Consider the following 11,676-nt stretch of genomic DNA (forward strand, 5'->3'; position numbering starts at 1 on the left):
TCCTCAGATATTCAGATCGGCAACACCGGTATCGAAATACGGCGCCCAGAACGCCACGGATTCGGCGATCTGTTCGACGACCTGCCGGTCGGTCGGCTCGCGCTCCTTGAACGACAACTCGAGGCAAATCTCGTTGTCGCGTCCACCGCCCTCGCGCAGCGCCTTGATCAGCGGCTCGGGCTGAATGCGGCCGCGCGCGTTGAACTCGGCGGTGAAAGGACGATGACCACCCTTGTCCATCAGCGACTGCTTGATGTGAATGATCGGCGACACGCGCGGCACGGCGCGCGCCCACGCATACGGGTCGAAGTCGTCGGGATTGGGGCTGGTGACGTCGCCGTGGTCGATATCGGCCATCATCCACATGGGAATCGCCATGTTTGCGGCGCTCAACTTGTCCTGCAGCGCCATGCACGCGGCAATGGTCTCGCCGAATTCGCGGCCGATCGACATCGGTTCCCAGAACACGTATTTCAGCCCCGCTGCCTTCGCATGCCCGGCGACTTCGGCCCAGCAATCGATCGCAGTCTGAATCAGCGCGTCGCGGCGCGCCGGGTCGTCGAAATCCTTGTACGTGAAGATGGCGAACTGCGTGCCGATGGAATCGCCGCCCAGGTCGGCGATGATATCCGCGAAGGTCTTGAACCAGCCGACGTAATAGCGGCGCACCTCCGCGTCCGGGTGGCCGAAGTAATTCAGCCGCCCGTAGGGCCCCGTCATGCCAGACGTGATGCGCACGCCGGTGCGCGTCATCGCCGCGCGCATCTCGCGCGTCAGCCTGCGCGTGATCGCCGCCGGCCACGACGGATTGATGAACTCGTGAGTCAACTGCACGTCACGGATCTTCATGTCGTGCGCAATGGCATCGATCAGGTCGCCCGGCTCGGCAAAGCGGTTCACCAGCGGATTCGTGTTCAGTGCAAGCGTGAATGCCATGTTCGTCTCGTGTCGTGTGGGTTTCGGTGCCGCCTCGCCGCGCTTATGCGGATTTCGCGGCCGGGCCGTCGAGCCAGACTCCAAAGGCGGCCTTTTGCTCGGCGCTCATGTGCAAGCCATGTTTGGTGCGCCGCGTGAGCATGTCGTCGGCCGATTCGGCCCATTCGTTAGCCATCAGATAACGTGCCTCCGCCTCATAGAAGGTGGGCCCGAACTGCTGCCCCAGACCGGCAAGCGAAGTCGCGCCGTTGATCACCCGGGGCGTGAGCGTGCCGTGGGTCTGCGCGTAATGGCGCAACAGGTTACGCGGCAGCCATTCGTACTGCGCCTGGAGCTTCGCCATGAAACGCGGCACGTCGGCGCCTTCGATGTCGCCACCCGGCAGCGTGGCGGCTGCGGTCCAGTCCACGCCCATCTTCGGGAAGGTCGGCTGCAGCTTTTGCAGCGCGTGCTCGGCGAGCTTGCGGAAGGTGGTGATCTTGCCCCCGAAGACATTCAAGAGCGGCGCACCGCCGGAAACGTCCATATCGAACACGTAGTCGCGCGTTACGGCCGACGGATTGCCCTTGCCGTCGTCGTAGAGCGGGCGCACGCCGGAGAACGTCTCCACGATGTCCTGCCTGCGCAACGGATGCTCGAAATAGCGGTTCACCGCGCAGAGCAGATAGTCGATCTCGTCGTTCGTGATCGCCACCGTTTCCGGGGCTCCGTCCCAGGCGATGTCGGTTGTCCCGATGAGCGCCTTGTCGCCTTCGTATGCGTTGATGAAGATCACGCGCTTGTCATGGTTCTGCACGAGGTAGGAATGCGGACCTTCCCAGAACTTCGGCGTGACGAGATGGCTGCCCTTGACGAGCCGCACCTTGCGTGTCGATTGCGCGCCCGCGCGACCGATCACTTCGGATAGCCGCACGGCCCCACCTCATAGACAGCGCGCACATGTGCAGATTTTGCGAGCAGCCGTTTGCACAGACCGTCGATCGCAGCTTTCGTCGTTGCGATTTTTCCCATCAGTTCGACCTCACCATTGCCGACGGAATAGGCGACCGTAATAGAATCCTTGTGGACGTCCAGTCCCGCATTCGTGTCGAAATTTCCGGGGCATGGCCCATGCCTATGCCCGTGCAGCTCTGGCAGTAATGCTAACCAGCGTTTGATTCGCTCGGCAGGCCAGCCACTGCGACACGAAAGTCATACTGACTTACGTTGAAGGCGGCCAAGGCCAGCGATTGCGGTAGTCCCTCGACGGACTGCCCGATTTGCGCAAGGCCAGCCCTTAGCGCGCCTGCTGTAGTCTGAACTTTTCGGCCTCCCAGTCCGCCAGGCTGCGTGCCTCTTCATCGGCGAGGTAGACTGGCTCTGGCGATTCGGGCAGGCGAACCAGCACGTCGGCCCAACAGGCGAGCAATTCCTCAGCGGCCTCGCCGACGTCGTCGCGCACAAGCATGCCTCTCCCGGGCAGCGCCAGACACGGCGGTGCCTCAGCGCCACCACGGCGCTGTACAAGCGCTGAGCGCAATGCCAAGCCTTCCGCGCCTTCCGACAGGGACTCTAGCCCGATGCCGAGGAATACCACGTGGTCGGGGTACAGCACACCGCACCGTGCGCGACTGAGGTTGAGCACATCAGTAGCCACTGCGTGCGCGCGCGCGTGCAGTGGCAGACGCCAGCCAGTACCGCTCGCATCGGCCTCCAGCGCGGCCAGATCCGGCTGAGGTGCCGCGCGGACCGGTCGCCTAAGCAGACCGACCACACGTGCCAGCCGCCGCTCGGCGTCGGCCACTGTGTCGCCACCGACCACCAGGCCGTGGCTGCCAAGCACGAGCACGTCTACCGCCACAGACGCAGTGATGCGCGCCACTGCCAGAGTGAGGGGCAACCCGGGCCGCTCGTAGGGCACCCAGGCCCATCGCTCGCAAGCCAGTAGGCCAGCAAGGTGCACTGGCGCGTCAGGCTGAACGGCCCACGCGATCGCGTCCACCGCGTGCACATGCAACACCGCGGAGTGCGGCATTAGCGCGTGCAGCGTTGTCTCGATCGAGGGGCGCAGCCCTTCGGCTGCACGCTCGCGCAACAGGGCCGGCCCGACGGGATCGGCCGTTTGCGCCGCTACGCCGCGTCGGACCGCATCGAGCGCCACGGGCACGAACATCGGCCGCCGCAGCGCATCGCGCAGCCGCAGCCCCGAGGCCTTGACCCAGAGGGTGTCGCCGTCCTTTAGCGAGGTGTTCCCACCGGCAGCCTGGATAAGCGAAGGATCAGCGCCCAGCCGGGCAGATGCCTCGCACAGCGCCGAGAGGGAATCACAGGGTGAAGAGCGTTCGTTCATGGCGTATTGATCAAAATTGCGCTCGCCGGGCCTTCGGCCCAGCGCAGGGTGGAAAGCGCCCAGTCAGGGGCACGGGCGCCGCGATGGGCGTCAGCGGTCACGAGCTGGCGCAGCAGGGCGTCGCGTGCGGCATCGGGCACCGCTTCGGCAAAAGCGCGTCCATGCAGGCCACCGGCGATAAAACAGGTGTCGCAGCCTGCCGCCGCGCCGCCTCCGATGTCATGCGCGAGCGAATCGCCAATGGCCACGAGGCGCTGCGCGCCCAGGCGCGCGAGCAGCTCGCGGCAGACGTCGTAAATCAGGGGATGCGGTTTGCCGAGCCACACCACTTTGCCGCCGTCAGCCTCGTAGCGCGAGGCCAGCGCGCCGGCCGAGGGCTCGACGCCACGCTCGGTGAGCCGTTCCAGGTCAGGGTTGGCACAGATCAGCGGCAGAGCATGCGGCAAGCCCTCGGCCAGCAGCGGCCACATGCGTGCGGCGGCATCGGGTGCATCAGGCATGCTGGCCAGTAACAGCGCGTCGGCCTCTGCGGGCTTAGCTGCAGGGCTCCAGTCGAGGCCGTCCAGAGTTGGGGCATCTTCGGGCGGGTGGCCCAACCACAGGCACCGGCCCAGCTGGTCGAAGGGCGCGCGGTCGCACCGCCGCAGCATCTGCCACAGCAGTTCGCCCGAAGTGATCAGCGCGTCGTAGTGTTCGGGCGTGACGCCGAAGTGCAACAGCCGCAACGCGTTGGCCTCGGCACGCTTGCCCGAGTTCGACAGTACAAGCACACGCTTGCCGCGCGCCCTGAGCTCACGCAACGCCTCGGCCGCGCCGGGGTACGGCCGTATGCCGTCATGCAGCACACCGAACTGATCGACGATAAACCCGTCGTAGGCTTCATGCAGATTTCCGAGGCCGGCAATCCAGCGCGTCATGATGCCTCCCAAGCTTGGCGCGCGAGCCGCGCCGCGCCCACGGCAGCGTCGACGTGCGCGGGTTGCAGCACCGGCACGCCCAGCACCCGGGCCCGGATCCGCCGCCAGGCTGCGTTGTGCGCGCCCCCGCCGGCTGTGAACACGCGGGTGAGCCGCGGCGCGCCTAGTGAGGCGAGTCGCCCGAAGGCCAGGCGCTCGACCTCCGCCATACCTTCAAGCAGCCCCTGGAAAAAGTGCGTGTCGTCGTCCGGCCGTGGCGCGACTCGTGCCGGCCACGCTGGATCGCACACTGGAAAGCGCTCGCCGTCTGCAGGCAGCGGGTAGTAGTCGAGCCCCGTGGGTTCGTCGGGCCGCAAGCACGGCGTGAGCGCGTCCATCTGCGCCGCGCTGAAAAAGCGAAGCAACGCAGCGCCACCGCTATTGGAGGCGCCACCGGGCAGCCAGCGCTCGCCCAAGCGGTGACTGTAGACGCCCTGTTCCGGCGCGAACACGGGCCGGTCGCTGAGTTGCTTGACTACCAGCGTGCTGCCCAGCGAAGTGACGGCGTCGCCGATTTCGCTGGCCCCGGTTGCAAGGAAGGCCGCCACGCCATCGGTCGTGCCGGCGCCCACGAGCACGCCGGCACGCAGCCCGAAGCGCTGCGCGAGCTCGCCGTCGACAAGTGCCAGGGGCGTGCCGGGCGGGTGCACGCGTGGCAGCATCTCGCGACGCACACCCAGCGCGTCAAACCAGTCGGGCCAGCAGCGCGCGCGCACATCGTAGCCGAGCTTGAGCGCATTGTTCTCGTCGGACAGACCCCAGCAGCCAGTGAGGCAACCGGCGATCCACTCGGCCTGATGCAAGGCATGGGCGGCCTCTGGATGTTGCGCCTGCAGGTGCAGTAACCGCGCCAGTGGCGACGCCAGGCCGCGCGCCGGGCTGGCGGCGGGGGCCGCCGTGCTCACGCGCGCCGCCTCGGCTTCGCAACTTGCTTCGTTGTACATCCAGCCCGCCGACAAGGGCCGGCCCGCGTCGTCACACAGCAGAAGCGTGCCCGAGGTGCCGTCCACCGCAAGTGCCGTCACCGATGCGCGGTCAACCTGATCGAGTAGCGCGTGAAGTGCGGTCTCCACTGCCGTCCACCACAGGGCCGGGTCCTGCGTGATCCGCGCGCCGCTACTACCTTCGCGGCGCGGCGCGGGCAGCGGCTTGCGAGACTGGGCCAGCACGGCACCCGATTCGTCCTGGGCGACTGCGCGCACGCCGGAGGTGCCGATGTCAATGCCGATGAAAAGGCGGTTCATATTTCGCTCACGTGCGGCTCATGCGTGGCCAGGCAGCGCGCAGCCCTTCTGCGCGTTGGCCCCGTAGCTCTTGAAGGCCTCAAGCACTCGATCCATTTCGTCATCGGGGAGGACGACCGGCTGCCCGACGGCCAGCGCCAGCAGGTATTGCCGGGACAATTCCTCGACCTCCTGCGCCAGCGCGAAGGCCGCGGCGAGATCTGCGCCTACCGCAATCAGCCCGTGATTGGCCAGCAGGCAGGCGCGGCGGTCGGCGAGTGCGTGCAGCGCGTGCTGCGACAGCGCCTCCGTCCCATAGGTGGCGTAAGGCGCGCAGCGGATGTCTCGGCCACCGGCCACCGCCACCATGTAGTGGAAGGCGGGGATGTCGCGGCGCTGCACCGCGACGGCGGTCGCATGGGTCGGGTGGGCGTGGACCACCGCGCCCGTCTCGGGCCGGGCCACGTAGATGTCGCGGTGGAAGCGCCACTCTGACGAAGGCTTGAGCGGGCCGCTCCAGCTTGCATCGTCGAGCCGCATGAAAGCCAGATCGCCAGGACCGAGCCGTGTGTAGTCGACGCCGCTGGGCGTGATGAGCATGCCCGCATGTTCGCCATCGTGCCAGCGCATACTGAGATTGCCCGATGTGCCTTGCGAGAGTCCGCTTGGCGCAAAGCGTTGCGCATAGGCCACCATGAGCTGGCGCGCAGCCGCCTCGTCCGCGGTACAGGTTCCGGTTGTGCTTGTCGTTTCGTTTGTCGGCATCATGTTTGCAGTTCCTCCAGTGCAGCCCGCTCAGTGGCGACGAGCGTGCGATAGGTCTCAACTTCAGCCGCGGCGCGCTCGGGCGTCCAGCCCAGCGGCGCGCTCACTAGTGCAGCCGCCTCCTCGGCAAAGGCAGCGCCGCCGTCCGGAAGCTCGATGGACAGGCGCAGGCGGCGCACCATCACGTCCATCAACGAACGTGCACCTTCGGCCTGCACCGCGTATGGCAGTTCCGCACGCAAGTAGCGGGGCACGTGAGGCAACGGCTCGGCAAGACGCGCATCGACACTGGCTAGTGCCAGCACGTCCTCGATACGGTCGCCATGACGTGCGAGCAAGGAACGCACTGTGGCTTCAGGCAAGCCGTGGCTTTGAGCGATCTCCGCCGCCCGGTCGCGCACCTCGGCCCAGCGCCCGGCGCCCAGTAACGGCAAAGTAGCGGTGGTGGATGGCGTGGTAATGCCCAGCGGCACGAGCGCGGCATCGACGGCATCGCGCGCCATGCGGCGGTAGGTCGTGTATTTACCGCCGACCACGGTGGTCAGGCCGACGGGCCCCGACAGTACCGCGTGGTCGCGCGACAGCGCAGAGGTGATGTCCGCGCCGTCGACCTGTTTGATCAGCGGTCGCAGGCCCGCGAACACGCCCAGCACGTCCTGCGGCCGCACCTTGCGCGCAAGATAACCGTTCAGGTTGTCCAGCAGGTACTCGATGTCGGCACATTCGGCCACCGGGCAACCTTTGGTGCGATCCCACGGCGTGTCGGTGGTGCCGACCAGCCAGTAGTCGTACCAACGCCGGGCAATGATCACCGAGTCGGTGGCGCGGGCCAGAATCCCGGCCTTCGCGTCGATCGCGGAGGCGGGCAGCAGCAGGTGCACGCCTTTGGCCGGCTGCACGTGGAAGGTGTTGGCGCCCGCTAGCCGCTGAAGGTCGTCGGCCCATACGCCCCCGGCATTGATCACTGCCCGGGCGCGCAGCGTGTGGCGCTGGCCGGTGGCCATGTCCTGCACTACAGCGCCGCCCACCGCGCCGTTCGCATTTTTGACAAATTCGACCACCGGCGCGCCGGTCAGCACCCGCGCGCCCAGGCCGGCGGCGGTGCGTACGACGGCGAGCGTGTGGCGCGCATCGTCCATCAGCGCATCGTAGTACTGAATGCCACCGACCACCCGGGTATCCTCGATCGAGGGCATATGCGCCTTCAGGCTGCGGCGGCCGAAGTGCCGCTGGCGCGGAACGGCCCCGCCCTTCAAGCCAAGCAGGTCGTAGAGCATGACGCCGGCGCCGACATAAGCTCGCTCCCAGTGATGCGTCAGCGGATAAACGAAGGCCTCGGGCCAGGCGATGTGCGGGCACACCGTGCGCAGCATCAGGTCGCGCTCCTCGATGGCGTGCGCGACCAGTTTGAAGTTCAACTGCTCCAGGTAGCGCAGGCCGCCGTGGAAGGTTTTGCCCGAGCGCGACGAGGTACCAGCCGCGATGTCTCCGGCCTCGACCAGCACCACCGACAGACCACGCGCGGAAGCATCGAGTGCAGCGCCGGCACCGGTCACGCCTGCCCCGATCACCAGCACATCGGCAGTGTCGGTAACGGCGGCGGCCAAATCGCGCATGCGTTGCGCGGGGTTCAGTTGGGTTCGGTCCACGGCGTCAACTCGGGTTGAGTGCTGCCTCGCCGGCCACGTAGCGGCGCAATTCCTCGGCCACCATGTCCGCCGCGCAACGCACCGTCTGCAGCGATGCGCCGGCGATGTGCGGGGTCAGCGACACGTTGGGCAGGCTCAGAAGCGGGTCGGCCGGATCGCAGGGCTCGACCGCGAAGGTCTCCAGCCCGGCGCCGCGCAGGTGGCCGCCGGCAAGGGCTGCATGGAGGTCGCCGTAGTTCACCATCGGTCCGCGCGCGGTGTTGATGAAGTAGGCGCCGCGCTTCATGCGCGCGAAGGCGGCCGCGTCGATGAAGCCGGTAGTCTCAGGCGTAACGCGCGCATGCAGCGACACCACGTCGCTCTTGCGCAGCAGCGTGTCCATGTCGACCTGCTCGATGCCTGCGGCACGGTCGACCGCGTCGAGCGCGGCATAGGGGTCGGTTACCAGGATGCGACAGCCGAATGGCCGCAACAGTTTGGTGACCTTCGAGCCGATGTGGCCGTAGCCGATGAGCCCCACGGTCATGTTGCAGAGTTCGTCGCCGGTCAAGTCTGCGCGGTAGAGTTCGCCACGCCATTCACCACGACTGAGCGTCGCGTGACCAGCGGTCAGCAGCCGCGTCTGCGCGAGGATCATGCCGATCGTGAACTCGGCTACCGCGCTGGCATTGCGACCGGGCGCATTTACCACCTTGATCCCCTTCGCACGCGCTGACGCCAGGTCGATGTTGACCGGCCCGCCACGTGCGACGGCGATGAATCGCAATGCCGACAAGCACTCCAGCATCTCGGCTGTAACCGGCGCGAGGTGATTGATCAGCACCTCTGCGTCGCCGATGAATGAAGCGATCTCCGCAGGTTCGCCAAGGTATTCCTTCAGGCCCTTGAGACCAGGGGCGCAGGAACCCACAGCGTAGCCGTGCGCCATCGGGACGTCGGGCCACGCGAGTTCGAGAGTGCGAATGTCAATCGTCGCACGAGGTAGCGCGGCACTCAACGCATCGACGAAGTACTGGGGTTTCATGAAGCGGTCGCCTATCACGGCCACAGTCAGTATGGTCATGGGTGCCTCCAGGATGATGGGTTCAGCAGCGGCCGGCGGCCAGCGCGTGCCACGCCGGCCGTAACTGTGCGGCCATCTGGCGATAGATGGAAAAGACGGTGTCGTATAGCGCTGTCTGCTGCGCATCGGGCATGATGGTCTGCGGGTCGAGCCAGCGATCCACCCAGGTCGGCAACGTTTCGCGCACGCTGCCGAGTACGCCCGCCCCGACCGCGGCGCAGATCGCCGCGCCAGCAGCGCCGCATTCTTCACGGTGCGACACGCGCACCGGCCGGCCAGTGACGCTGGCCAAGAGCTGACGCAGCGCCGGGCTGCGTGCCGCACCTCCGGTCAGGCGGATTTCGGGAGGGAGCTCGCCAAGCGCTGAGTAGCAATCGCGTGCCGCCAGGCAGATTCCCTCAAACACGGCGCGCACCGTGCCCGCTAGGCCCAGCGTCGCACTGAATCCACTGAGCTGGGCGCGGGCATCGCTGTCGACGAAGGGGCCACGTTCGCCGTTCTCGGCAATGTAGGGGTGGTAGATCGCCTGGGCAGGAATCGCGGCGAGCACCATCTCGTTAAGGCGTTGCAGCAACTGCGCCTTGGGTGGCAGCGTGGCGCCGGCCAGCGCCGCGGCTTCACTCAGCCACGCCAGCAGCCAGTCGATGTTCAGCGTCGCTGCCATGTGCGACATCAACCTTGCCTGCGTCCCCCGCAGCGGCATGAGCATCGTGTAGCCGGCTTCGGCGCTCGGCACTATGCGGGCCGCATCGTCGCTGACCCAACCATGCATACCCGTGCTGCCAAGAATGGAACAGCCTACACGGCGCATCGTGCCGCCTTCAAAGGCCACGCCGCCGCCGCCCAGCACGGTGGCGGGAACGTCCATGACCGAGAGCGCCACCGGCGTGCCGGCGCGCAATCCGCACGCTTGCGCGGCCTGCGCAGTGAGCGGCGCGGTGCGGCTGGTGCCGTCGAGCAGCGGCGGAAGCAGTTGCCTGCAATCGGCAAGGCCAAGCAACGCGAGCGTTTCGTCGTCGTATGCGCGACGACGCCAGTCTCCGAAGGTGAACACGCCTTCGCACGGGCAAGTGCAGCGCTCGCCGGTGAAGCAGAGGTAGAGCCAATCCTTGCAGTGCAACGCCATCTCAGCGCGCGCCAGGCGGTCAGGCTGGTGTTCGCGCAACCACAGCAACTGGCTGCTCTGCATCGAGGGGTTCAGCGCCGTGCCTGTGCGTTCTGCCAGCTGGACGCCGGCGGCGCTGGCACGTAGCGCGCGCGCATGTGGCGCCGACCGCCCATCCAGCCACAACAAGGCAGGTCCAACCGGGCGGCCTTGAGCGTCGATTAGCCAAGTGCCGTCGCCCTGCGCGGTCGCGGCCAGCGCCAGTGTGCGCTCAGCCAGACCGGGCACCGATTCCCCAAGCGTCCGCAGCGTCGCCGCGGTATCGGCCCAGGTCCCGTCCATGTCCTGCTCCGCAGCGCCATCGTCGCCGAGCATGACGGTGTTGGGCCGGCTCGCCACCGCAATCTGCACGCCGTTGACGTCAAATGCGACGGCCTTGATGACCGATGTGCCTGCGTCAATGCCGATCAGGATGTCTTGTGCGCTCATGATCATCTCAGCGCAATTCGGTTCCGTGCACCAGCGCCGTCTCGCTGGCACTGTCGAACAGGTGCAGCGCGGCCAAGGGGAGGCACAGATCAACCGGCGCGCCATCGTCAATGTCGAGTGCGCCGTCGGTCACGACAAGCAGGGTGTGGCCGCCGACATCAACGCCCAGATGGCTTTGGTCGCCTTGCCACTGGTTGAATGCGAGCGTGCCGCGCACCGTGTTGTCGCACGCCGGTGTGCCGCCGAACGCTATCTTGTGAGAGCGCACGCCCAGGTGCACCGCCTGGCCTTCGTGCAGTGTAGCCGCGCGAGCTACACGCGCCAACGGCCCGAAGCTCACGCGCAGCGCCTCGCCGACGCCATCGTCGGTCATCACGACAGCTTGAAGTAGGCCGCCCGCCAACGTCAGCCGCGCGGGCAGGAGGTTCATCGCAGGCTCACCGATGAAGCCGGCAACGAACAGGTTGGCCGGCCGCTCCTTGAGATCTGCCGGCGAAGCGAATTGCTGCAGCATTCCGTTGCTCATCACTGCGATCCGATCCGACAGCGCTACCGCCTCGGTCTGATCATGCGTGACGAATACCGAAGTCATGCGATGCTCGATCAGGTATTCCTTGATACGGCCGCGCAGGACGGCGCGCAGCTGCGGCTCGAGTTGGCTCATCGGCTCGTCGAGCAGGTACAGGTCGGCTGGGCGCACCAGTGCCCGCGCCAGCGACACCCGCTGCTGCTGGCCGCCCGACAGCGTGGGCGGGTAGCTGTCGAGGATGTCGACGATCTCGAGCAGCTCGGCCACGTGCTGAACGCGCCTGCGCACATCCGCGCGTGGCATTCTGCCGCGCAGCAAGCTGAAGCCGATGTTATCGGCCACGGTGAGCGGCGGGTACAGCGCATATCCCTCGAAAGCCATCGCAACGCTGCGCTCGGCGGGCTTGAGGTCGTTGACCACGCGCGAGCCGATGCGGATCGTACCTTCGCTGACCGACTCGAAGCCTGCGATCATGCGCAGCGTGCTCGTCTTGCCGCAGCCCGACGAGCCAAGCAGCGAGATGATCTCGCCGTCATGGATCGCAAGGTCCACGGACTTGACCGCCTTGTTGCCAGCCTTGCCCTTTTCCTTGTAGATCTTGCTGACCTGCTCCAGCGTCACGGATGCCATGA

General features: G+C 66.8%; 10 protein-coding genes and 1 pseudogene. All 11 read right to left on the reverse strand.

Annotated elements, in window-relative coordinates; all coding sequences use genetic code 11:
* Window positions 1-3 precede the first annotated feature (3 nt).
* Window positions 4-936, reverse strand: a complete 933-nt coding sequence (locus AQ610_RS18865) for a sugar phosphate isomerase/epimerase family protein (RefSeq protein ID WP_006029152.1) — start codon at window positions 934-936, stop codon at window positions 4-6.
* 43 nt (window positions 937-979) lie between these two features.
* Window positions 980-1,834, reverse strand: a complete 855-nt coding sequence (locus AQ610_RS18870) for a glycerol-3-phosphate dehydrogenase (protein WP_006029151.1) — start codon at window positions 1,832-1,834, stop codon at window positions 980-982.
* Window positions 1,835-1,839: 5 nt separating this feature from the next.
* Window positions 1,840-2,064, reverse strand: a pseudogene (locus AQ610_RS37480) (hypothetical protein); the annotation flags it as partial.
* Window positions 2,065-2,212: 148 nt separating this feature from the next.
* Complete coding sequence (locus tag AQ610_RS18875) at window positions 2,213-3,265, reverse strand: class II aldolase/adducin family protein (RefSeq protein WP_009917188.1); 1,053 nt, start codon at window positions 3,263-3,265, stop codon at window positions 2,213-2,215.
* Complete coding sequence (locus tag AQ610_RS18880; protein WP_009917186.1) at window positions 3,262-4,182, reverse strand: TIGR01459 family HAD-type hydrolase; 921 nt, start codon at window positions 4,180-4,182, stop codon at window positions 3,262-3,264. The genes AQ610_RS18875 and AQ610_RS18880 overlap by 4 nt, the downstream gene beginning before the upstream one ends.
* Window positions 4,179-5,465, reverse strand: coding sequence for an FGGY-family carbohydrate kinase (locus AQ610_RS18885; protein WP_009917185.1), 1,287 nt, complete (start codon window positions 5,463-5,465; stop codon window positions 4,179-4,181). The genes AQ610_RS18880 and AQ610_RS18885 overlap by 4 nt, the downstream gene beginning before the upstream one ends.
* A gap of 18 nt (window positions 5,466-5,483) precedes the next feature.
* Window positions 5,484-6,212, reverse strand: coding sequence for a class II aldolase/adducin family protein (locus AQ610_RS18890; protein ID WP_009917184.1), 729 nt, complete (start codon window positions 6,210-6,212; stop codon window positions 5,484-5,486).
* The gene (locus AQ610_RS18895) at window positions 6,209-7,858 is read right to left on the reverse strand and encodes a glycerol-3-phosphate dehydrogenase/oxidase (protein WP_231748987.1); all 1,650 of its coding nucleotides are present in this window, start codon (window positions 7,856-7,858) and stop codon (window positions 6,209-6,211) included. The genes AQ610_RS18890 and AQ610_RS18895 overlap by 4 nt, the downstream gene beginning before the upstream one ends.
* Window positions 7,859-7,862: 4 nt before the next feature.
* Entirely contained in the window at window positions 7,863-8,921 is a 1,059-nt protein-coding gene (locus AQ610_RS18900) for a 2-hydroxyacid dehydrogenase (protein WP_009917182.1), read from the reverse strand.
* Between the two features lie 22 nt (window positions 8,922-8,943).
* Window positions 8,944-10,515, reverse strand: coding sequence for an FGGY-family carbohydrate kinase (locus AQ610_RS18905; protein WP_099975914.1), 1,572 nt, complete (start codon window positions 10,513-10,515; stop codon window positions 8,944-8,946).
* 7 nt (window positions 10,516-10,522) lie between these two features.
* A complete protein-coding gene (locus AQ610_RS18910) occupies window positions 10,523-11,674 on the reverse strand; it encodes an ABC transporter ATP-binding protein (protein WP_006029144.1) in 1,152 nt (383 codons plus the stop codon).
* Between the last annotated feature and the right edge of the window lie 2 nt (window positions 11,675-11,676).

It is taken from the genome of Burkholderia humptydooensis (assembly GCF_001513745.1).
In the GTDB taxonomy this organism is placed as follows: domain Bacteria; phylum Pseudomonadota; class Gammaproteobacteria; order Burkholderiales; family Burkholderiaceae; genus Burkholderia; species Burkholderia humptydooensis.

Excerpts from the sequence above, each read along its gene's own strand:
- AQ610_RS18865 (WP_006029152.1), bottom strand. The coding sequence starts at position 936 with ATGGCATTCACGCTTGCACTGAACACGAATCCGCTGGTGAACCGCTTT.
- AQ610_RS18875 (WP_009917188.1), bottom strand. The coding sequence starts at position 3,265 with ATGAACGAACGCTCTTCACCCTGTGATTCCCTCTCGGCGCTGTGCGAG.
- AQ610_RS18880 (WP_009917186.1), bottom strand. The coding sequence starts at position 4,182 with ATGACGCGCTGGATTGCCGGCCTCGGAAATCTGCATGAAGCCTACGAC.
- AQ610_RS18885 (WP_009917185.1), bottom strand. The coding sequence starts at position 5,465 with ATGAACCGCCTTTTCATCGGCATTGACATCGGCACCTCCGGCGTGCGC.
- AQ610_RS18890 (WP_009917184.1), bottom strand. The coding sequence starts at position 6,212 with ATGATGCCGACAAACGAAACGACAAGCACAACCGGAACCTGTACCGCG.
- AQ610_RS18900 (WP_009917182.1), bottom strand. The coding sequence starts at position 8,921 with ATGACCATACTGACTGTGGCCGTGATAGGCGACCGCTTCATGAAACCC.
- AQ610_RS18905 (WP_099975914.1), bottom strand. The coding sequence starts at position 10,515 with ATGAGCGCACAAGACATCCTGATCGGCATTGACGCAGGCACATCGGTC.
- AQ610_RS18910 (WP_006029144.1), bottom strand. The coding sequence starts at position 11,674 with ATGGCATCCGTGACGCTGGAGCAGGTCAGCAAGATCTACAAGGAAAAG.